This is a genomic window from Variovorax sp. 38R (assembly GCF_014843395.1).
Taxonomy (GTDB): Bacteria; Pseudomonadota; Gammaproteobacteria; order Burkholderiales; family Burkholderiaceae_C; genus Variovorax; species Variovorax paradoxus_H.
In genome coordinates this window covers 3,519,371-3,541,200 of sequence record NZ_CP062121.1, presented here as the reverse complement: position 1 = coordinate 3,541,200, position 21,830 = coordinate 3,519,371, and the positions used below count along the sequence as shown (strand labels likewise).

Below are 21,830 nucleotides of genomic sequence, written 5' to 3'. Positions count from 1 at the left end.
GCGGCGGCGCATTCGGTCGAGATGGGTGTTCAATCGGAGGCGCTGTCGGCCTTCAGGAATTGGGCGAAGCCGGGATCGGTGTAGGCGGCGGGCGGCAGGTCGCCCGTCAGCAGGGCCGAGTCGACTTCGGCGAGTTCGCTGGCGCGATCGTCGTCCTGCATCACGCTGATGGTGATCAGGCCGGCCACCAGGGCGAGCAGGGGCACCACGGAGCCGATGCGCGTCCACCAGCTGCCGCCCAGCGTGACCGTGTGGCCCGACTGGACCACGGCGGGCGCTGTGCGCAGTTGCGGTGCCTGCTTGCGCGCGGCAATGGCCTGCGAACGAGCCACGCGCAGGCGCTCGCTGATGTCGTGCGGCAACGCTTGATTGCCGTCCGACAGCCGAGCCGCCAGCCGTTGGCCGAAGCGGTCTTCTGCAGCGCTGGTTTGAGAGGTTGGAACCTTGGTATTCATAGCGATATTCCCTTGGCTTTGAGCGCCTTGCTCAGAGCGTGGACAGCGCGCGAACAATGGGTTTTGACGCTGCCCTCGGAGCAGCCCATTGCGGCGGCCGTCTCTGCGACGTCCATTTCCTCCCAGTAACGCATCAGGAAAGCCTCGCGTTGACGGCCGGGCAAAGCCGCGATCTGTTCTTCGATGGCATGAAAGACCTGGCTGCGGCGGATGATGTCTTCGGCGCTCTCCGATTCCCTGGAGTCGGTTGGCGAGACAAAGTTCTCCAGCAGATCGAAATCTTCGCCGTTGTCGGCCGGTTCGAAGTCGCTGAGATTGGAGAAAAGGGCGCGGCGGGTCTTCTGGCGGCGGAACCAGTCGAGCGTGCAGTTTGACAGGATGCGCTGGAACAGCATCGGCAGTTCCTCGGCAGGCTTGTCGCCGTAGTGCTGCGCCAGCTTCATCATGCTGTCCTGCACGATATCGAGTGCCGCTTCTTCGTCCCGCACGTGATAGACCGAGCGCTTGAAGGCCCGTCGCTCGACGTTTTTCAGGAAGTCGGAGAGTTCGTGTTCAGTAGCCAAATGAGAGGGGGCGGCGGGATGCGCCGCGTGGGGAGGATGTTTGGCGAACGCTTATGTTTTTATGCGGCGGATTATGCCTTTGTGCCAGGACAGGGCACCTGAAGCGAGTCTGAACGCGCGGGTAGTGTCATAATCCACGTTGCAAGTCAAAAGGCAAACGGGTCACGGTCCGGCGGAACATCAGTCCGCTCATGGCTTTGGCCTCAAGTCCTGGCGCGGCCCCACAAGGGCTGGCAAGGGGCACCCAAGGTTTTTCGTTCCCGAAAAAACACAAAGGTTGATCATGGAAATCTCGAAGGCGGAACTCGCTTCCGCAGCAGCCGCGTCCTCTGGCGCCGGCAACACCACGCAAGAACTCATGGGCGCTGAAGTGCTGATCAAAGCACTGCAGGCCGAAGGCGTTCAGTACGTCTGGGGCTATCCCGGCGGCGCGGTTCTCTACATCTACGACGCGTTCTACAAGCAGGACACCATCCAGCATGTGCTGGTGCGCCACGAACAGGCCGCCGTCCACGCAGCCGACGGCTATGCGCGCGCCACCGGCGAAGTCGGCGTGGCACTGGTCACCTCCGGCCCTGGCCTGACCAATGCGGTCACGGGCATCGCGACGGCGTACATGGACTCGATCCCGATGGTGATCATTTCCGGCCAGGTGCCGACGGCCGCGATCGGCCTCGACGCCTTCCAGGAATGCGACACGGTCGGCATCACCCGCCCCATCGTCAAGCACAACTTCCTCGTCAAGGATCCGAAGGATCTGGCCATGACGATGAAGAAGGCCTTCCACATCGCACGCAGCGGCCGTCCCGGCCCCGTGGTGGTGGATGTGCCGAAGGACGTGTCCTTCAAGAAGACCCCGTACAGCGGCTATCCCGACAAGGTCGAGATGCGCTCGTACAACCCGGTGCGCAAGGGCCACGGCGGGCAGATCCGCAAGGCACTGCAACTGCTGCTTGCGGCCAAGCGCCCGTACATCTACACCGGCGGCGGCGTGCTCCTGGGCAATGCCTGCAACGAGCTGCGTACGCTGGTCGACATGCTCGGCTACCCGGTCACGAACACGCTGATGGGCCTGGGTGCCTATCCGGCAAGCGACCGCAAGTTCCTCGGCATGCTGGGCATGCACGGCACCATCGAAGCCAACAACGCGATGCAGAACTGCGACGTGCTGCTGGCCGTCGGCGCGCGCTTCGACGACCGCGTGATCGGCAACCCCAAGCACTTCGCGCAGAACGAACGCAAGATCATTCACGTCGACATCGATCCGTCGAGCATCTCCAAGCGCGTGAAGGTCGACATCCCGATCGTCGGCGACGTGAAGGACGTGCTCACCGAGCTGATCTCGATGATCCGCGAGAGCACCGCCAAGCCCGATGCCGGCGCATTGGCCGACTGGTGGAAGACCATCGAGAGCTGGCGCTCGCGCGACTGCCTCAAGTACGACCGCGACAACAAGGACGTGATCAAGCCGCAGTTCGTGGTCGAAACCCTCTGGAACATGACCAAGGACGCCGACACGTACATCACGTCGGACGTTGGTCAGCACCAGATGTGGGCTGCCCAGTACTACCGCTTCGACGAGCCGCGCCGCTGGATCAATTCGGGCGGCCTGGGCACCATGGGCGTGGGCATTCCCTACGCCATGGGCATCAAGCTCGCCAAGCCCGATTCGGAAGTGTTCACCATCACCGGCGAAGGCTCGGTGCAGATGTGCATCCAGGAGTTGTCGACCTGCCTGCAGTACAACACGCCGATCAAGATCTGCTCGCTCAACAACCGCTACCTGGGCATGGTGCGCCAGTGGCAGGAGATCGAATACTCCGGCCGCTACAGCCACAGCTACATGGACGCGCTGCCCAACTTCGTGAAGCTCGCCGAGGCCTATGGCCACGTCGGCATGCTGATCGAACGTCCACAAGACGTGGAGCCGGCGCTGCGCGAGGCGCGCAAGCTCAAGGACCGCACGGTGTTCATGGATTTCCGTACCGACCCCACCGAGAACGTGTTCCCGATGGTCAAGGCCGGCATGGGCATCACCGAGATGCTGCTGGGTTCCGAAGATCTCTGATCCGGAACGTTCGTTCGCTCAACTTTTTACTGACGAATCTATTGCCCGCCGAGCCCGCGCATTACCGTGCACGGGGGAGGGCGGCGAAAAGAGGAGTCACGCCAACATGAAACACATCATTGCAGTGCTGCTGGAAAACGAGCCGGGTGCTCTTTCCCGCGTGGTGGGCCTTTTTTCGGCCCGTGGCTACAACATCGAATCGCTGACCGTGGCGCCGACCGAGGACGCGAGCCTTTCGCGCATGACCATCGTCACCAACGGCTCGGACGACGTGATCGAGCAGATCACCAAGCACCTGAACCGCCTCATCGAGGTCGTGAAGGTGGTCGACCTGACCGAAGGCGCCTACACCGAGCGCGAACTCATGATGGTGAAGGTGCGTGCGGTGGGCAAGGAACGCGAGGAAATGATGCGCATGGCGGAAATCTTCCGCGGCCGCATCATCGACGTGACCGACAAGAGCTACACCATCGAGCTCACCGGCGATCACGGCAAGAACGACGCTTTTCTTGAAGCGATCGACCGCAGTGCCATTCTGGAGACGGTCCGTACCGGCGCCAGCGGCATCGGACGCGGCGAACGCATCCTGCGGGTCTGACACCATGATTCGGAGCTCAGTCGTTGCCCGTTCGGGCTGAGCTTGTCGAAGCCTCCGCGCAAGCGGGGACTGCATTGAGCCCTTCGACAGGCTCAGGACGAACGGCACAACAACACACTGCAACTCGCATATCTATCTGGAGAACATCATGAAGGTTTATTACGACAAGGACGCGGACCTGAGCCTCATCAAGGGCAAGACGGTTGCCATCATCGGTTACGGCTCGCAAGGTCACGCGCACGCGCAGAACCTGAACGACAGCGGCGTCAAGGTCGTGGTCGGCCTGCGCAAGGGCGGCGCTTCGTGGGACAAGGTCGGCAAGGCCGGCCTGCAGGTCGCTGAAGTCGCTGATGCCGTGAAGTCGGCCGACGTCGTCATGATCCTGCTGCCCGACGAGCAGATCGCCGCCGTCTACAAGAACGACGTGGCCCCGAACATCAAGGAAGGCGCTTCGCTCGTCTTCGCGCACGGCTTCAACGTGCACTACGGTTTCGTGCAGCCGCGCGCCGACCTCGACGTGTGGATGGTCGCTCCCAAGGCCCCGGGCCACACCGTGCGCGGCACGTACACGCAAGGTGGCGGCGTGCCGCACCTGATCGCGGTGCACCAGGACAAGAGCGGCAAGGCGCGTGACCTCGCGCTGAGCTACGCCACCGCCAACGGCGGCGGCAAGGCCGGCATCATCGAGACCAACTTCCGCGAAGAAACCGAGACCGACCTGTTCGGCGAACAAGCGGTTCTGTGCGGCGGCACGGTCGAGCTGATCAAGGCTGGTTTCGAAACGCTGGTGGAAGCCGGCTACGCGCCCGAAATGGCGTACTTCGAATGCCTGCACGAGCTGAAGCTGATCGTGGACCTGATCTATGAAGGCGGCATCGCCAACATGAACTACTCGATCTCGAACAACGCCGAGTACGGCGAGTACGTCACGGGCCCGCGCATCGTGACCGACGAGACCAAGAAGGCCATGAAGAAGGTCTTGCAGGACATCCAGACCGGCGAATACGCCAAGAGCTTCGTGCTCGAAGCCGCTGCCGGCCAGCCGGTGCTGATCAGCCGCCGTCGCCTGAACGCCGAGCACCAGATCGAAGTTGTCGGCGAAAAGCTGCGCGCGATGATGCCCTGGATCAAGAAGAACAAGCTGGTCGACCAGACCCGGAACTAAAGCCCCCCGGCTTTTCACTCCGCTTCGCTGCGTGTAATTTGCCACCCCCCGAGGGGGAGGCGCGGCTCGCCTTGGGGCGGCCCGGCGGCGGCCGCCTCGGCTGCCTTTGAAGCACGCAAATCAGAGGGCCACCCGTCGCGGTGGCCCTTTTGTTTGAAGGGGAGCGCACAAGTCCCCTGAACTACACTGCGAAGCATGCGATTCACAGACCAAGACGCTATCGAATGGATAGCTGACCGGGCAGTTCCCACGAGGGACGGAGGCCATTTCAATGCATGACGACACGCTCCCCGACGATGTGCAGCCGCGCAAGCGTCGCAAGGGCATCTATATCCTGCCGAACCTGTTCACGCTGGCGGCGTTGTTCGGCGGCTTCTACTCGGTCGTGATGGCCATGAACGCGCGCTTCGACCTCGCCGCGCTCGGCGTCTTCGCCGCGATGATCCTCGACAGTCTCGACGGCCGCGTTGCGCGCATGACCAACACGCAGAGCGCGTTCGGTGAGCAAATGGACTCGCTGTCCGACATGGTGTCGTTCGGCGCCGCGCCGGCGCTCATCGCCTACGAATGGTCGCTCAAGGGGCTGGGACGCTGGGGCTGGATTGCCGCCTTCGTGTACTGCGCCTGCGCGGCACTGCGGCTCGCGCGCTTCAACGTCAACACGGGCGTGGTCGACAAGCGCTGGTTCCAGGGGTTGCCGTCGCCGGCGGCCGCAGCACTCGTGGCGGGCTTCATCTGGCTCATGACCGAGTGGGGCAAGCGCGGCGGCGAGGTGCTGTATCTCTCGTGGACGCAGATCACGTGGATCACTTTTGCATTCACGCTTTATGCCGGCCTCTCGATGGTCACCAATGCGCCGTTCTACAGCTTCAAGGACGTCCAGATGAAGAAGAGTGTGCCCTTCGTCGTGATCGTGCTGATCGCGCTGGGCATCGCGGTCATCAACATCCATCCGCCGACGGTGCTGTTCAGCCTGTTCGTGGCCTACGGCCTGAGCGGCTACGTGGTGTACGCATGGCGCAAGGCCAAGGGCCAGCCGGTGAGCGTCATCAGCACCTCGACCGAAGAGCCCGACGAGCGGGGGCTGCACAACTGAAGTCCAGGGCCTTCACAGGCCCGCGAAGGCTGTGCTACATTCGCAACCCTCATGACCAAGATTTCGCTGCTGGCCCTACTAGCCCTCCCTCACGGGCGGAGACGGTAGCGCACGCGCTAATCCCTCATCACGGCCCGTTCGCACCAGCAACGGGCCGTTTGTCTTTTTGGGGTTGCTGGTTGAGTTCCAACCATCACAGAGAAATCGACATGTTGAAGCAACCTCAAGCCAAGTACCGCGCATTCGCACCGATCGGCCTCAAGGACCGCACCTGGCCCGACGCCGTGCTGACCAAGGCCCCGATCTGGCTGTCGACGGACCTGCGCGATGGCAACCAGGCGCTGGTCGAGCCCATGGACATCCCGCGCAAGATGCGCATGTTCGAAACCCTCGTGGCCATCGGCTTCAAGGAAATCGAAGTCGGCTTTCCCTCGGCGTCGCAGGTCGAATTCGACTTCGTGCGCAAGCTCATCGAAGAAGACCGCATTCCCGACGACGTGACGATCCAGGTGCTCACGCAGGCACGCGACCATCTCATCGAACGCACCTTCGAAGCCTTGCAAGGCGCACCGCGCGCCATCGTCCACCTCTACAACGCCGTGGCCCCCGTGATGCGCCGCGTGGTGCTCGGCATGGACGAAGATCAGATCGTCGAACTCGCGAGCAGCCATGCCCGCATGTTCAACGACTTCGCCGCCAGGCAGCCGAATACGAAGTGGACCTTCCAGTACTCGCCCGAAATGTTCTCGGGCACCGACGTGGTCTTCTCCAAGCGCGTCGTCGATGCGGTCACGGCGGTGTGGGCTCCGACGCCCGAGCGCAAGTGCATCGTGAACCTGCCCACCACGGTCGAGCATTCCACGCCGAACATCTTCGCGGACATGATCGAGTGGATGCACCGCAACCTCGAACGTCGCGATTCGATCGTGCTGTGCGTGCATCCGCACAACGACCGCGGCACGGGCACGGCGGCCGGCGAGCTGGCCTTGATGGCGGGCGCCGAGCGCATCGAAGGCTGTCTCTTCGGCAACGGCGAGCGCACCGGCAACCTCGACCTCGTGAACGTCGCGCTCAATCTCTACACGCAGGGCGTTTCGCCGGAGCTCGACTTCTCGAACATCGACGAGATCCGCGCCACGGTCGAACACTGCAACCAGATTCCCGTACACCCGCGTCATCCGTATGTAGGCGACCTCGTCTACACCTCGTTCTCGGGCTCGCACCAGGACGCGATCAAGAAGGCCTTCGCCGCTCGCAAGGACGGCGACATCTGGGACATCCCGTACCTCCCCATCGATCCGAAGGACGTGGGCCGCAGCTACGAAGCCGTGATCCGCGTGAACAGCCAGTCGGGCAAGGGTGGCATGGCCTACCTGCTCGAGAGCGAGTACGGCCTCGAGATGCCGCGCCGCCTGCAGATGGAGTTCATGCAGGTCGTGCAGCGCGTGATGGATGCGGGTGGCAAGGAGCTCACCGCTGCCGACCTCTGGCAGATCTTCGTGAATGAATACGGCATCGAGACCGCCAAGGCCTTGCAGCACCGCGTGATCCAGGAAGAAGGCGAGGGCGTCGAGGCCACGGTGGTGCTGCGCGGCGACCTGCCCTGGGATGGTGAAACACGCGCCATCGAAGGACGCGGCAACGGCCCGATCGACGCCTTCACGCAGGCACTGAGCCAGGCCACCGGCCACACGGTGCGCGTCATGGACTATCACCAGCACGCCATCGGCGCAGGCGCCGATGCCAAGTCGGTCGCCTACCTCGAGCTGCGCGTCGACGAGTCGCAGACGCTGTTCGGTGTCGGCATCGACGCGAACGTGATCTCGGCCTCGCTGAAGGCGATCGTGTCGGGCGTGCAGCGGGCGCGGACCCGGGGCGCGCACAGCGCACAATCGGCGGTTGAAGTCGCCTGAAGGCATGACCCCCACGCTCTCGCACTGCGTGTCGTCGCTGCCCCCCGAGGGGGCCGCAGGCCGCCTTGGGAGCGGCCCGGCGCCGGCCTGATCGACGGCTGAATAGAACCCAAGGAGATCCACGATGACCGACCAACTCATTATTTTCGACACCACCTTGCGCGACGGCGAGCAGTCGCCCGGCGCCTCGATGACGCGCGACGAAAAATTGCGCATCGCCAAGCTGCTGGAGCGGCTCAAGGTCGACGTCATCGAAGCGGGCTTTCCGGCCAGCTCGAACGGCGATTTCGAGGCCGTGAAGGCCATCGCTAATGCGATCAAGGACGCGACGGTGTGCGGTCTCTCGCGTGCCAACGACCGCGACATCGCACGCGCGGCCGAGGCCCTGAAGGGCGCGGCGCGCGGGCGCATCCACACCTTCATCGCGACCTCGCCGCTGCACATGGAAAAGAAGCTGCGCATGTCGCCCGACGAGGTGCATGAGCAGGCCAAGCTGGCCGTGCGCTTTGCGCGCAACCAGATCGCCGACGTCGAGTTCAGCCCCGAAGACGGCTACCGCAGCGACCCGGACTTCCTGTGCCGCGTGCTCGAAACTGTGATCAACGAGGGCGCCACCACCATCAACGTGCCCGACACCGTCGGCTACGCCATTCCCGAGCTGTACGGCAACTTCATCAAGATGCTGCGCGAGCGCATTCCCAATAGCGACAAGGCGATCTGGTCGGTGCATTGCCACAACGACCTCGGCATGGCCGTGGCGAATTCGCTGGCCGGCGTGAAGATCGGCGGCGCGCGCCAGGTCGAGTGCACCATCAACGGCCTGGGCGAGCGCGCGGGCAACTGCTCGCTCGAAGAAGTGGTCATGGCCGTGAAGACGCGCAGGGACTACTTCGGGCTCGACCTGAACATCGACACCCAGCACATCGTGGCCGCGAGCCGCATGGTGAGCCAGACCACAGGGTTCGTGGTGCAGCCCAACAAGGCCGTGGTGGGCGCCAACGCCTTCGCACACGCCTCGGGCATTCACCAGGATGGCGTGCTCAAGGCACGTGACACCTACGAGATCATGCGGGCCGAAGACGTGGGCTGGAGCGCCAACAAGATCGTGCTGGGCAAGCTCAGCGGTCGCAACGCCTTCAAGCAGCGCCTGCAGGACCTGGGTGTGACGATGGAAAGCGAAACCGAGGTCAACGCCGCGTTCTCGCGCTTCAAGGAACTGGCCGACCGCAAGTCTGAAATTTTCGACGAAGACATCCTGGCGCTGGTCAGCGCGGAAGAGTTGTCAAACGTTGGTGAACAGTTCGCTTTTGTCTCTCTTTCCCAGCACAGCGAAACCGGTGAACGGCCCCAGGCCAAGATCGTGTTCACGATCCAGGGCAAGGAGGTCACCAGCGAATCCGACGGCAACGGGCCGGTCGATGCGTCCCTCAAGGCCATCGAGGCCCATGTCAAGAGCGGCGCAGAGATGGTTCTTTACTCTGTAAACGCCATCAGCGGCTCGACGGAAAGCCAGGGAGAAGTTACAGTCCGGTTACAAAACGCAGGGCGGGTGGTCAACGGTGTGGGCGCAGACCCAGACATCGTGGTCGCTTCGGCAAAGGCTTATTTGAGTGCGCTCAACAAGTTACAGAGCCAAGCTGAGAGAGTGGCGGCACAAGGTTAGGTTTTGAGGCGTTCCTTGGTATTCGAATGAAGAAGGGGATGCAAGTAACTGATATTGCGTGCCTTTTTTGATTTGGATACACTGCGGTCCTCGTTTGTTGCCGCTGGAGATTTATTGATGCCTGAAACCCGTCTACGTCGAGTTTCCATCCAGCGGTTCCTACCCGCCTTCAAGTTCCTCGCCGTGGCGCTGTGCGCCTCGGCGTTTTTGCTGCCTGGCGCCCAGGCCGCGAAGAAGGAAAAACCCGCTGCCGCCAAGTCTGCCGTCGCCAAGAAGGCGAAGGCTCCCGTCGAAGCCAAGCGCAATGCGTCGGCTTCCAAGGTGGCGCGCGGTGGCCGCACCGAGCAGGCCGACAAGGTCGTGCGCGGCGGCCGCAATGTCGTGGCCACCATCCGCAAGAAGAACGGCAAGACCGTCGTCGCCGTGCAGCGCCGTTCGGTGGTGCGCGTCGAGACGCCGGCCCGCCAGTCCTTCGGCCAGATGGCCGGTTTGCACGGCACCGAAGACGTGCTCGACCTGAAGTCGAGCGTCGCCCTGGTGATCGACCAGGACACCCACGAAGTGCTGTTCAGCAAGAACGACCACGCCGTGCTGCCCATCGCCTCGCTCACCAAGCTCATGACCGGCCTGCTGATCAGCGAAGCCCGTCTGCCGAACGACGAACTCATCACCATCACGCAAGACGACGTCGACACCGAAAAGGGCAGCCGTTCGCGCCTGACCGTCGGCACCACGCTGTCGCGCGGCGAGCTGCTGCACCTGGCGCTGATGTCGAGTGAGAACCGCGCCGCGCACGCACTGGGCCGCACCTACCCGGGCGGCCTCACGACCTTCGTGAGCATCATGAATGCCAAGGCTCGCATGCTCGGCATGAAGGACACGCGCTACGTGGAGCCCACGGGCCTGTCGAGCCGCAACCAGTCGAGCGCGCAAGACCTGGCGCTGCTGGTCAACGCAGCCTATTCCGACGCCACGGTGCGTTCGCTGTCCACGTCGCCTGAATACCAGGTCGAAGTCGGCAACCGCGTGCTGCAGTTCAACACCACCAACCGCCTCGTGCGCAGCCCCGAGTGGGACATCGGCCTGCAGAAGACCGGCTACATCTCCGAAGCCGGCCAGTGCCTTGTGATGCAAGCCAAGGTGGCCGGGCGCAAGCTGATCATGGTGTTCCTGGATTCGGCCGGCAAGTTCAGCCGCATCGCCGACGCCGAGCGGGTTCGCCGCTGGGTTGAGGCCACGCACGCCGTATCGGGTCCGCGCGGCTTCCAGGTCGCTGGCTAATTGAGCGGGGAGGCCGTTCAACGGCCTGCCTGCTGCCCTTGTGAAGGGCCCACCGGCTGACTCGCCGGGAAGAGAGAAGAAAGAGTCGAAAGAAAACGGGCGCTCAGGCGCCCGTTGTCACGTTCGCGCCCGACGCAGGCGTTGCGGCCATGCCGTCCTTGAAGCCCAGCGCGCCCGAGATTTCGTTGGCGGTCGCCTGCAGCTTGGGCAGCCAGCCTTCGTCGAGGCGATCGGCCGGGGCCGAGATCGACAGGCCTGCCACCAGCTTGCCCTGGTCGTCGTAGATGCCGGCGGCCATGCAGCGTACGCCCAGTTCCAGTTCTTCGTTGTCGCGGGCGATGCCGTACTGGCGCGCCTTCGACAGCTCGCGCTCGAGCGCGGGCAGCTGGGTGATGCTGTTGCGGGTGTGGCCGGCCAGGCCGGTGCGTGTGGCGTAGCTGCGCACACGCTGTGCGTCATCGGCGGCCAGGAACAGCTTGCCGGTCGAGGTCAGGTGCAGGGCGGCACGGCCGCCGATGGCGCGCACCACCTGCATGCCCGAGCGTTCGCTGTAGGCGCGCTCGATGTACACGATCTCGTCGCCCTGGCGCATGCTGAGGTTGACCGGCTGCTGGGTGAGCTTGTGCAGCTCGCGCATCGGGCCCAGGGCCGCGTCGCGCACGTTCAGGCGGCCCTTGACCAGGTTGCCCAACTCCAGCAGGCGCATGCCGAGGCGGTAGCTGCCAGCTTCCGGGCGGTCGACAAAACGACCGACCGCGAGGTCATTGAGGATGCGGTGCGTGGTCGACGGGTGAAGCCCCGTCTTTTCGCTGATTTCCTTCAGCGAAATGGCCTCTTCGCGCGAGGCGAGGACATCGATCAGCGAGAACATGCGCTCGATGACCTGGATGACGGGAGTGGCGGGAACGTCGGATAGGTTTTTTCTCATGGCGCTGGGCGGTGATGACCGGACGCCAATTTTACCTTGTGAAATTGCCGGATGCCTGCCAGTGGCCGTCCACCAACACTTCGTGCGGGGAAAAGCGCGCCTTGTAGTTCATCTTGGCGCTGTGCTCGATCCAGTAGCCCAGGTAGACGTGCGGCAGGCCCAGCTTGCGGGCCTGCTCGATCTGCCAGAGCACGCTGTAGGTGCCGTAGCCGGCGCCGTCCTCGGGCTCGTAGAAGGTGTAGACGGCCGAGATTCCGTCGCTGAGCACGTCGAGGATCGACACCATCTTCAGCGCGCCTGGGCTGCCGTCGGGCAGGGTTTCGCGGAACTCGACCAGCCGCGAGTTGACGCGGCTTTGCAGCAAAAACTGCGTGTACTGGTCGATGCTGTCGTGGTCCATGCCGCCGCCCGAGTGGCGACCGGTCTGGTAGCGCAGGTAGAGCTGGTAGTGCTCGGGCACGAAGCACAGCTTGAGCACGCGGGCCTGCAGGTCGGCGTGCTGTTTGGCCGTGCGCCGCTGGCTGCGGTTCGGCTGGAAGCTGTGAGCCAGCACGCGCAGCGGAATGCAGGCGCGGCAGCCGTCGCAATACGGCCGGTAGGTGAACATGCCGCTGCGCCGGAAGCCGCTGAGCACCAAGTCGGAATACGCGTCGTTGTGGATCAGATGGCTGGGCGTGGCCACCTGCGAGCGGGCCTGGCGATCCGGCAGGTAGCTGCAGGGATAGGGCGCCGTCGCGTAGAACTGCAGCGTGTGAAGCGGAAGATCCTTGAGGTGCGTCACGTCACGTCACGTCGAAAGAGAAGGTCGCTCGGAAAGGAGTTCGGACCAGTATACGGGGTCGAATTGCCACTGTGGCCCGTCCTGTTTTCGGGCCTTGGCCACATGCGCGACAAAGCGCGCGCGCGGCATTTCGCGGGCGCCGAGGCTGGCCAGGTGCGCGGTGTTCTGCTGGCAGTCGATCATTTCGACACCAGCACGGCGACACAGCGCGACCAGGCCGGCCAGCGCGATCTTCGAGGCGTCGGGCCGGCGCGTGAACATCGACTCGCCGAACACCGCCTGGCCCAGCGCCACGCAATAAAGTCCGCCCGCCAACTCGCCGTCGATCCAGGTTTCGACGCTGTGTGCATGCCCGGCGCGGTGCAAATCCGTATAGGCCTGCACCATGTCCGGCACGATCCACGTGCCCGACTGGCCGGCGCGCGCCGACTGCGAACATGCCTGGATCACCGTTCCAAAATCGTGATCGACGCGCAGCTCGCAGCCGGGCGTCATGGCGAATCGGCTCAGGGTCTTGCGCAGCGAGCGATGCAGCCGGAAGTCGTTCACCCGCAGCACCATGCGTGGGTCGGGGCTCCACCACAGGATGGGCTGGTCGTCGCTGAACCACGGGAAAACGCAGCGGCCGTAGGCCTGCATCAAAGTATCGACATCGAGCGATCCGCCGGCCGCCAGCAGGCCGGGCACGGGGTCTCTTTCGTCCCATGCCGACGCGGGGTCGGGCAGTGTGTCTCCGGGTTCGAGCCAAGGCAGTTGTCGCATGGTTGCAGGTATACACGGCTTCTCGCAACGCCCGCCACTTGAGGGAAAATCCCGCTCACACGGGAACAGTCCACAAGGCTGCGGCCCGGGTGCCACCGCCGATGGCACAAGAGACAACCCACAAGACCCGTCGAAAAACCTATAGTGCTCAGCTTGCTTTCGCAGTACCACAGCGGATCCGGCAGGCATGAGCAGGGCGCCGGGGATCAGCACAAGAGGACCACGTTGACCACTGAACCCAACCCCACGCGCTTCGGCAGCGGCCAGGCGGTGCGCCGCCTCGAGGATGAAAGCCTGCTCGCAGGCGCCGGCCGTTACACCGACGACGTCACGCTCTCCGAGCAGGCGCATCTCGTTTTTCTCCGCTCCCCGTACCCGCATGCGCGCATCGTGTCCATCGACACGTCCGCGGCCGTCGGCATGCCCGGCGTGCTGCGCGTGATCACCGGGGCCGACCTGGCCGAAGCCGGCGTCAAGCCGATGCCCGGCGCCGCAGGCTTCAAGCGCGCGGACGGCAGCGACAGCGCCAGCCCGCCGCGCCGCGCCATGGCGCACGAACGTGCGCGCTTCGTCGGCGAACCGGTGGCGTGCGTCATTGCCGACACCGTGCAGCAGGCGCGCGACGCGGCCGAGGCTGTCGTGGTCGACTACGAAGAACTGCCGATGGTGGTCGACCTCCCTGGCGCCACTGCCGACGGTGCGCCGCTCCTGTGCGACGAGGCCACGGGCAACATCGCCGCCGAGATGCGCCACGGCAGCAGCGAAGCCGCCACCGCCGCATTCGAGCGCGCCGCTCACGTGATTGCGCTGGACGTGAACAACCAGCGCGTCGTTGCGCTCACCATCGAGCCGCGCGCCGTGCTCGCCACGCACGACAGCAAGACCGACCGCCTCACGATCCGCATGAGCACCCAGATGCCGTCCGGCGTGCGCGATTCGGTCTGCGCGGCCATCGGCCTTGCGAAAGAAAAAGTGCGCGTGGTCGTGGGTGACGTCGGCGGCGGTTTCGGCATGAAGACCGGCGCCTACCCTGAAGACATCGCCGTCGCCTACGCCGCACTGCAGGTGGGCCGGCCCGTGAAGTGGGTGGCCGACCGCAGCGAAGAGTTCCTCTCGAGCGCGCACGGCCGGGACATCGAGGCGCGCGCCGAAATGGCGCTCGACGCCGACGGCAAAATCCTCGCCCTGCGCATCAAGACGCTCGCCAACGTGGGCGCCTATGCCACCGGCACCGGTGTCGCGATCCAGCTGCTGATCGGCCCCTGGGTGCAGACCAGCGTCTACGACATCCAGACCATCGACTTCCATTTCAAGGCGGTGCTCACCAACACCGCGCCCACCGGCGCCTACCGCGGCGCGGGCCGGCCCGAGGCCATCTTCACCATCGAGCGCCTGATGGACGAGGCCGCACGCCAGACCGGCATCGACCGCATCGCGCTGCGCCGGCGCAACTTCATCCGCCCCGAGCAGATGCCCTACAAGAACCCGATGGCGCAGACCTACGACACCGGCCAGTTCGAGTCGGTGATGGACCAGGCGCTGCAACTGGCCGACTGGCAGGGCTTCGAGGCCCGCGCGGCCGAGTCGGCGGCGCGCGGCAAGCAACGCGGCCTGGGCATTGCCACATTTCTCGAATGGACTGGCGGCAACGTGTTCGAAGAGCGCGTGACCGTCTCGGTGCAGGCCGACGGCGTGATCGAGGTGTTCTCGGCCGTCAACGCGATGGGGCAGGGCATTGCGACCTCGCTCGCGCAGCTGGCCGTCGATGCCTTCGGCGTGCCCATTGAAAAGGTGCGCGTCGTGCTCGGCGACACCGACCGCGGCGACGGCTTCGGCAGCGCCGGCTCGCGCTCGCTCTTCACGGGCGGCTCGGCCGTGCGCATCGGTGCCGAGCGCACCATCGACAAGGCGCGCGAACTCGCGGCGCAGGAGTTCGAGGCTTCCATCGACGACATCGTCTACAGCCGCGGCACCTTCATCGTGGCCGGCACCGACCTCGAGCTCGACCTGTTCACCCTGGCCGCCAAGCAGCCGGGGCGCGAGATCTTCGTTGACTCCACCAGCACCGTGGCCGGCCCGAGCTGGCCCAACGGCTGCCACATCTGCGAGATCGAACTCGATCCGCCCACCGGCGAAATCAGCGTCGTGGCCTACAGCTCCGTCAATGACGTGGGCCGCGTGGTCAACCCGATGATCGTGCGCGGCCAGCTCGAAGGCGGCGCGGTGCAGGGCATCGGGCAGGCGCTGTACGAGCAGGTGGTCTACGACACCGAAACCGGCCAGCCCGTGACCGGCAGCCTGATGGACTACGTCGCGCCGCGCGCCGACATCGTCGACACCATGTTCCAGATGGAAATGGACGAATCGACGCCCTGCAAGAACAACCCGCTGGGCGTGAAGGGCGTCGGCGAGCTGGGCACCATCGGCGCCACGCCGGCCATCGTCAACGCGGTGGCCGATGCCTTCGCACGCAACGGCCTCGGTGCCCGCGCGCCTCGCCTGCACATGCCGCTGAGCCCATCGCGGGTCTGGCAGGCCATGCAGACCATCGACTAGTCATGAGCTCGCCCCCAGGCTGCGCGCACTTCGTGTCGCTTCGCCAACCCCCTACCGGGGGCAACACCTGCGGCCCGGCAAAGCCGGTTCCGCGGTGTTCCTGGACGGAGCGGGGGCTTTCTTAACGGGTGGAAGTGCCATGCACGTCACCACCGAACTGCAGACCGACGCGATCCGCGTCTCGACCTACCGCTGCGATGCGGGCGTCGGCGCGGCGCCGTTCACCGAGATGCACGAGACGCACTCGGTCTCGTACGTGCGCAAAGGCAGCTTCGGTTGTCGTGCGCTCGGCCGCGACTACGAACTGGTGGCCGGCTCGGTCTTGGTCGGCGCACCGGGCGACGACTACGTCTGCACCCACGAGCACTTCGCCTGCGGCGACGAGTGCCTGTCGTTCCACTTCTCGCCAGGCTTCGTCGACCTGATCGGCGGCGACCGGCGCAGCTGGCATGCCTCGGGGCTGCCGCCGCTGCCCGAACTCATGGTGCTCGGCGAGCTCGCACAGGTCGCGGTCGAAGGCGGCAGCGACGTGGGCCTGGACGAGCTGGGCATGGGCTTCGCCAGCCGTTTCCTCGACGTGGTGAAAGGGCGCGGCAAGCCCAAAGCGCCGCCGTCGGCCACGCCGCGCGACCGCCGCCGCGCAGTCGAGGCCGCGACGTGGATCGAAGCCCACGCCGCAGGCGAGATCGGCCTGGAAGACGCGGCCGCCCAGGCGGGCCTGAGCGCCTTCCATTTCCTGCGTCTGTTCTCCCAGGTGCTCGGCGTCACGCCACACCAGTACCTCGTGCGCTCCCGGCTGCGCCGCGCGGCGCGCCTGCTGGCGGACAGCGACCTTCCCGTGACCGAGGTCGCCTTCGAGGCCGGCTTTGCCGACCTGAGCAACTTCGTGCGCACCTTCCACCGCGCGGCCGGCGTGTCGCCACGCGGCTTCCGGCTCGCTGCCAAGGGCGACCGCAAGATTTTCCAAGACCGCCTGGCCGCGCTGCTTCACGATGACCGCTTGATCCACCCTTCAAGCAGGAAGTCATCGCCATGTACGACCACATCGGACTGAAAGTCAAAGACCTCGCCGCGAGCCGGCGCTTCTACGAAGCCGCGCTCGCGCCGCTCGGCCACGTGCTGGGCTCCCACGACGACGAAAGCTACGCCGGCCTCGGCCCCGCCGGTGAACCGGCCCTGTGGCTCTACGCCGCGAAAGATGCCAAAGGCCCGGGCACGCACATCGCGTTCCGCGCGCCCGACCACGCGGCCGTCGAGGCCTTCCACAAGGCCGGTTTGAAAGCCGGCGGCACCGACAACGGCGGCGCAGGGCCGCGCGCCGACTACAGCCCGACCTACTACGCGGCCTTCCTCATCGACCCCGACGGCAACAACGTCGAGGCCGTTTGTCCCTGACACGAAAGGCACCGACCCATGGCCACCATCTACAAGGAATTCATCGTCGAGCTTGATGTGGCGCAGGTGTGGGACGCGCTGCGCGATTTCGGTGCCGTCCACACGCGCCTCGCGCCGGGCTTTCTCACCGGCTGCGAACTCGACGGGCAGGGCGCCCGCATCGTCCACTTTGCCAACGGCCTCGTGGCGCGCGAGCTGCTCGTGGCCCTCGACGACGAGCACCACCGCCTGGCTTACACCGTGACCGACGGCAAGGCCACGCACCACCACGCATCGGCCCAGGTGTTCGCGGCTGGTGAAGGCCGCTCGCGCTTCGTCTGGATCACCGACGTGCTGCCCGACGGGCTCGCGGCGTACATCGAACCCATGATGGCGCACGGCGGCGCTGCGATGAAGCAGGCGCTGGAGCGCGCTCAGAAGTCTTCGAGCGGCAGCCCCACGTAGTTTTCCGCCAGCGCGGTGGACGCCGCGCGCGAATGCACGAGGTAGTCGAGCTCGGCTTCCTGGATCTTCTGGCCGAAGGCGCCCGTCTCGGGAAAACGGTGCATCAGCGAGGTGAACCACCACGAGAAGCGCTCGGCCTTCCAGACCCGGCGCAGGCACAGGTCGGAATAACGGTCCAGCGCCGAGGCCGACTTCTCGTTGTAGAAAATCTCCATGGCGCGCGAGAGGTACCCCACGTCGGCGGTCGCGAGGTTGAGCCCCTTGGCGCCGGTCGGCGGCACGATGTGCGCGGCGTCGCCCGCCAGAAACAGCGAGCCGAAGCGCATCGGCTCGGCCACGAAGCTGCGCAACGGCGCAATGCTCTTTTCGAGCGACGGGCCGGTCACCAGGCGTTCGCGCGCTTCGGGGTCGAGGCGCGCGCGCAGTTCGTTCCAGAAGGCTTCATCGCTCCAGTTCTCCACCTTCTCTTCGGTCGGCACCTGCACGTAGTAGCGTGAGCGCGTGGCGCTGCGCATGCTGCACAGCGCAAAGCCGCGTTCGGTGTTGGCGTAGATGAGTTCGTGCGACACCGGCGGCACGTCGGCCAGCACGCCGAGCCAGCCGAAGGGGTAGACCTTCTCGTAGGTCTGGATCGCGTCGGCAGGCACGCTGGCGCGGCTCACGCCGTGGTAGCCGTCGCAGCCGGCGATGAAGTCGCACTCGATCTCGTGCGTCTGGCCGTCCTTTTCGTAGCGCACGCGCGGGCGGCCAGTGTCGAAGTCGCGCAGACTCACGTTCGCCGCGCTGTAGATGGTGGTGAGGCCTTCGGCCGTGCGCGCTTCCATCAGGTCGCGCGTCACCTCGGTCTGGCCGTACACCGTCACCTGCTTGCCGCCCGTGAGGCCATGCATGTCGATGCGGTGGCGCGCGCCCTTGAACAGCAGCTCGATGCCGTCGTGCGGCAGGCCCTCGGCCTTGGCGCGGGTGTCGACGCCTGCACGCACCAGCAGGTCCATCGTGACCTGTTCGAGCACGCCGGCGCGGATGCGGCCCAGCACGTAGTCGCCGCTCTGGCGCTCCACGATGATGTTGTCGATGCCTGCCTTGTGCAGCAGCTGGCCGAGCAGAAGGCCGGCGGGGCCTGCGCCGATGATGGCGACCTGGGTGCGCATGTTCGTGTCTCCGAAAGGGTTTTGCGAAGCGTAGGGCGCACCCGGCCGGTTGGGGCGGTGGTCGGCGAGGCTCTGTGCGATCATGCGAACGCGTGCGCGATCATCGCGCAACACTTCTTCAGCCGACCGACCCACGACGAACTCCCGACGACGAATGACCATCGCCCGCGCCGACTTCATCGAGGGCATCGCCAAGGGGATGGCGGTGCTCGAAAGCTTCGACACCGAGCGCCAGCGCCTCAACGCCACGCTGGCGGCCGAGCGCGCCGGCCTCACACGCGCCGCCGCCCGGCGCCACCTGCTCACGCTGGCCCACCTGGGTTACCTGGAAACCGACGGCAGCTACTTCTGGATGGCACCGAAGGTGCTGCGCTTCTCGGGCAGTTATCTGGCCTCGTCGCGCCTGCCGCGCGCGTTGCAGCCCACGCTGAACCGGCTCGCGGCGCAAACGGGCGAGTCGTTCTCGGCCGTGGTGCTCGACGGTGAAGAGGTGGTCATCGTCGCGCGCAGCGGCAGCTATGGCACGCCGACGCGCGTGTTGGCCTACGGCCTGCACCTCGGTGCGCGCCTGCCGGCCCACGCCACCTCGACGGGGCGCGTGCTGCTGGCCGCGATGCCTGCCACGCAGCTCACCCAGTGGCTCAAGGGGCGGCACTTGGCGCGGCTCACGCCGCAGACCCTCACCCAGGCGCGCGCCTTGCGCCAGCGGATCGTGCAGGTGCGCAAGGACGACTACTGCTTTGCCAGCGAAGAACACGAACTCGGCGTGCAGGCGCTCGCGGTGCCGCTGCGCGACATGCAAGGTCACACGGTGGCCGCGCTCAACGTGGTGTTGTCGGGCACGCGCTACCAGGAAGAGACCTTGCAGCGCGAGATGCTGCCGCTGCTGTTCGAGGCGGCACGCGAAGTGCGCTCCCTCCTGTGAACTGAGGCGCGCTGAACTTTCGGCGCCGGCGCGGCCTCGAACCCCCGACAACGGACATCCACCATGCGACTCCTGCTTCTCGAAGACGACGTGATGATCGGCGAGGCCGTGCTCGACCTGTTGCGGGCCGAGCAGTACGCCGTCGATTGGGTGAAAGACGGCGATGCAGCCGAATCGGCATTGCGCACGCAGCAGTACGACCTCGTGCTGCTCGACCTGGGCGTGCCGCGGCGTGACGGCCTGGAAGTGCTGCGCGCCCTGCGTGCGCGCAAGCAGCGCATGCCGGTGCTGATCGCCACCGCGCGCGACTCGGTGCAGCAGCGCATCGAAGGCCTCGATGCCGGCGCCGACGACTACGTGCTCAAGCCCTATGACCTCGACGAGCTGCTGGCGCGCATCCGGGCCTTGCTGCGGCGCGCATCCGGGCGCGCAGAACCGGTGTACGAGCACATGGGCGTGAGCATCAACCCCGCCACGCGCGAGGTCGCGGTGAACGGCGAACCGGTCGTGCTGTCGGCGCGCGAATGGGCGGTGCTCGAGCCGCTGCTGGCCCGCCCGGGCATGGTGCTCTCGCGCGCGCAGCTCGAAGAAAAGCTCTACGGCTGGAAAGACGAGATCAGCAGCAATGCGGTCGAGGTCTATGTGCACGGCCTGCGCAAGAAGCTGGGCGCCGAGCTCATCCGCAACGTGCGCGGCGTCGGCTACATGGTGCCCAAGGCATGAGGCGCCGCGTGATGCGATGGACCGGATCGCTGCGCGCGCGGCTGCTGGTGTTTTTGCTCGCGGCCATCGTGCTCGCAGCCGGCGCGCAGGCGCTGGTGGCCTATCGCACGGTGCTGAAAGAAGCCGACGACATCTTCGACTATCACATGCAGCAGATGGCGCTGTCGCTGCGCGCAGGCCTGCCGCCGAGCGCGGCCGTGGGCGGGCTCGGCGGGGCGGAGCAGAACTTCGACTTCGTGGTGCAGGTGTGGACGGTCGATGGCGTGCGCATCTTCGAATCGGCCGAGGAAGCCGCGCTGCCGCAGCTCGCGGTGCTCGGCTTTGCCGACGTGCGCGCACGCGGCACGACCTACCGCGTGTTCTCGATGCAGACGCGCGGGCTGGTGATCCAGGTGGCGCAGGATATGGCGGCGCGGCGGAACATGGCCGGCTCGCTCGCGCTGCGCACCATCGTGCCCGTGGCGCTCATGGCGCCGCTGCTGATGCTGGTCGTGTGGTGGGTGGTGAGCCTGTCGCTGGCGCCCGTGGCACGCGTGCGCCGGCAGGTGGCATCGCGGCAGGCGGACGACCTTTCGCCCGTGAGCGAGGAGAACCTGCCCGAAGAAGTGCGCCCGCTGGTGCAGGAACTCAACCTGCTGTTCGGCCGCGTGCGCCATGCCTTCGACGCGCAGAAGCACTTCGTGGCCGATGCCGCGCATGAGCTGCGTTCGCCGCTGGCTGCGCTCAAGCTGCAGGTGCAGGGCCTGCAGCGTGCGCCCGACGACGCCGCGCGCACGCTCGCCGTGAGCCGGCTGTCGGCCGGCATCGACCGCGCCACGCGCCTCGTCGAACAGATGCTGGCGCTGGCCCGCCACGAGGCCAGCATGGCCGCGGGCGCGAAGCCCGAGACGGTCGATCTCGCCGAGGTGGCGCGCCTGGCGATTTCCGATGCGGTGGCGGCTGCGCAGGCGCGCCGCATCGACATCGGCGTCGCGCAATCCGATGCAGGCGCGACCGTGAGCGGCCAGCCCGAGGCGCTGCGCATGCTGCTGCGCAACCTGATCGACAACGCCGTGAAGTACACGCCCGAAGACGGTCGGGTCGATGTAGGCATCGTGAAGCGCGCCGATGCGGTGGAGCTGCGCGTGGACGACAGCGGTCCCGGCTTGCCAGAAGCAGAACGTGCGCGCGTGCTCGATCGCTTCTACCGCTCGGGCGAGCCGCAAGCGCCGGGCAGCGGGCTGGGGCTGGCCATCGTGAAGTCGATTGCCGACCTGCATGGCGCCACGGTGGCGTTGGAAAAGTCCGCAAGCCTCGGCGGGCTGTGCGTGCGCGTGGTGTTCGCTCCCCCGCAAGCGTGAGTTCCGCTTAAGCGACGCCTAAG

General features: G+C 65.9%; 20 protein-coding genes. 14 read left to right on the top strand and 6 right to left on the bottom strand.

What is annotated here, in order from left to right; genetic code table 11:
* Positions 1–29: 29 nt before the first annotated feature.
* Together IG196_RS16275 and IG196_RS16270 are read right to left on the bottom strand one after the other, a co-directional pair.
* Entirely contained in the window at positions 30–455 is a 426-nt protein-coding gene (locus IG196_RS16275) for a DUF3619 family protein (protein ID WP_192191948.1), read from the bottom strand.
* Positions 452–1,018: an RNA polymerase sigma factor gene (locus IG196_RS16270; protein ID WP_192191947.1), complete on the bottom strand. Its 567-nt coding sequence runs from the start codon at positions 1,016–1,018 to the stop codon at positions 452–454. Before IG196_RS16270 ends, IG196_RS16275 begins: the two co-directional genes overlap by 4 nt.
* A 283-nt stretch (positions 1,019–1,301) precedes the next feature.
* Here IG196_RS16270 and IG196_RS16265 point away from each other — a divergent pair, with 283 nt between their 5' ends.
* The 7 genes from IG196_RS16265 to IG196_RS16235 all read left to right on the top strand — a co-directional run bounded on the left by IG196_RS16265 (position 1,302) and on the right by IG196_RS16235 (position 10,802).
* Positions 1,302–3,086 (top strand): acetolactate synthase 3 catalytic subunit, encoded by a 1,785-nt coding sequence (locus tag IG196_RS16265; protein ID WP_101491934.1) that lies wholly within the window; start codon positions 1,302–1,304, stop codon positions 3,084–3,086.
* 106 nt (positions 3,087–3,192) lie between these two features.
* Positions 3,193–3,684 carry an acetolactate synthase small subunit gene (gene ilvN / locus IG196_RS16260; RefSeq protein WP_099789850.1) on the top strand — a complete coding sequence of 164 codons (492 nt, stop codon included), beginning with the start codon at positions 3,193–3,195 and terminating at the stop codon, positions 3,682–3,684.
* 148 nt (positions 3,685–3,832) lie between these two features.
* Positions 3,833–4,849: a ketol-acid reductoisomerase gene (gene ilvC / locus IG196_RS16255; RefSeq protein ID WP_062478069.1), complete on the top strand. Its 1,017-nt coding sequence runs from the start codon at positions 3,833–3,835 to the stop codon at positions 4,847–4,849.
* Positions 4,850–5,120: 271 nt separating this feature from the next.
* On the top strand, positions 5,121–5,945 hold the full coding sequence (gene pssA, locus IG196_RS16250) for a CDP-diacylglycerol--serine O-phosphatidyltransferase (protein ID WP_056580207.1): 825 nt from the start codon (positions 5,121–5,123) through the stop codon (positions 5,943–5,945).
* A gap of 209 nt (positions 5,946–6,154) precedes the next feature.
* Complete coding sequence (gene leuA, locus IG196_RS16245; protein ID WP_192191946.1) at positions 6,155–7,858, top strand: 2-isopropylmalate synthase; 1,704 nt, start codon at positions 6,155–6,157, stop codon at positions 7,856–7,858.
* Between the two features lie 124 nt (positions 7,859–7,982).
* Complete coding sequence (locus tag IG196_RS16240; RefSeq protein WP_099789844.1) at positions 7,983–9,521, top strand: 2-isopropylmalate synthase; 1,539 nt, start codon at positions 7,983–7,985, stop codon at positions 9,519–9,521.
* Positions 9,522–9,638: 117 nt separating this feature from the next.
* Positions 9,639–10,802, top strand: a complete 1,164-nt coding sequence (locus IG196_RS16235; protein ID WP_101491847.1) for a serine hydrolase — start codon at positions 9,639–9,641, stop codon at positions 10,800–10,802.
* Positions 10,803–10,905: 103 nt separating this feature from the next.
* Here the strand turns inward: IG196_RS16235 and IG196_RS16230 are convergent, their stop codons facing one another.
* The 3 genes from IG196_RS16230 to aat are packed head-to-tail and all read right to left on the bottom strand — an operon-like array spanning position 10,906 to position 13,273.
* Positions 10,906–11,730, bottom strand: a complete 825-nt coding sequence (locus tag IG196_RS16230) for an IclR family transcriptional regulator (protein WP_192191945.1) — start codon at positions 11,728–11,730, stop codon at positions 10,906–10,908.
* 31 nt (positions 11,731–11,761) lie between these two features.
* Positions 11,762–12,511: an arginyltransferase gene (locus tag IG196_RS16225; protein ID WP_192191944.1), complete on the bottom strand. Its 750-nt coding sequence runs from the start codon at positions 12,509–12,511 to the stop codon at positions 11,762–11,764.
* A 6-nt stretch (positions 12,512–12,517) separates the two neighbouring features.
* A complete protein-coding gene (gene aat / locus IG196_RS16220) occupies positions 12,518–13,273 on the bottom strand; it encodes a leucyl/phenylalanyl-tRNA--protein transferase (RefSeq protein ID WP_192191943.1) in 756 nt (251 codons plus the stop codon).
* A gap of 225 nt (positions 13,274–13,498) precedes the next feature.
* On the opposite strand from aat, the gene IG196_RS16215 reads away from it, so the two are divergent.
* The 4 genes from IG196_RS16215 to IG196_RS16200 all read left to right on the top strand — a co-directional run bounded on the left by IG196_RS16215 (position 13,499) and on the right by IG196_RS16200 (position 17,668).
* Positions 13,499–15,829 (top strand): xanthine dehydrogenase family protein molybdopterin-binding subunit, encoded by a 2,331-nt coding sequence (locus IG196_RS16215; RefSeq protein ID WP_192191942.1) that lies wholly within the window; start codon positions 13,499–13,501, stop codon positions 15,827–15,829.
* A 139-nt stretch (positions 15,830–15,968) separates the two neighbouring features.
* A complete protein-coding gene (locus tag IG196_RS16210) occupies positions 15,969–16,883 on the top strand; it encodes a helix-turn-helix domain-containing protein (RefSeq protein ID WP_192191941.1) in 915 nt (304 codons plus the stop codon).
* Entirely contained in the window at positions 16,862–17,224 is a 363-nt protein-coding gene (locus tag IG196_RS16205) for a VOC family protein (RefSeq protein ID WP_192191940.1), read from the top strand. The genes IG196_RS16210 and IG196_RS16205 overlap by 22 nt, the downstream gene beginning before the upstream one ends.
* A gap of 18 nt (positions 17,225–17,242) precedes the next feature.
* Positions 17,243–17,668, top strand: a complete 426-nt coding sequence (locus IG196_RS16200) for an SRPBCC family protein (protein WP_192191939.1) — start codon at positions 17,243–17,245, stop codon at positions 17,666–17,668.
* Here the strand turns inward: IG196_RS16200 and pobA are convergent.
* Positions 17,638–18,819 carry a 4-hydroxybenzoate 3-monooxygenase gene (gene pobA / locus IG196_RS16195; protein ID WP_192191938.1) on the bottom strand — a complete coding sequence of 394 codons (1,182 nt, stop codon included), beginning with the start codon at positions 18,817–18,819 and terminating at the stop codon, positions 17,638–17,640. The genes IG196_RS16200 and pobA overlap by 31 nt on opposite strands.
* Positions 18,820–18,973: 154 nt before the next feature.
* Between pobA and IG196_RS16190 the strand changes: the two genes are divergently transcribed.
* From IG196_RS16190 to IG196_RS16180, 3 genes are all read left to right on the top strand, one after another.
* The gene (locus tag IG196_RS16190) at positions 18,974–19,744 is read left to right on the top strand and encodes an IclR family transcriptional regulator C-terminal domain-containing protein (RefSeq protein ID WP_099789830.1); all 771 of its coding nucleotides are present in this window, start codon (positions 18,974–18,976) and stop codon (positions 19,742–19,744) included.
* 63 nt (positions 19,745–19,807) lie between these two features.
* Positions 19,808–20,467 carry a response regulator transcription factor gene (locus IG196_RS16185; protein WP_062478105.1) on the top strand — a complete coding sequence of 220 codons (660 nt, stop codon included), beginning with the start codon at positions 19,808–19,810 and terminating at the stop codon, positions 20,465–20,467.
* 11 nt (positions 20,468–20,478) lie between these two features.
* On the top strand, positions 20,479–21,807 hold the full coding sequence (locus IG196_RS16180) for an ATP-binding protein (RefSeq protein ID WP_192191937.1): 1,329 nt from the start codon (positions 20,479–20,481) through the stop codon (positions 21,805–21,807).
* The last annotated feature ends 23 nt before the right edge of the window (positions 21,808–21,830 follow it).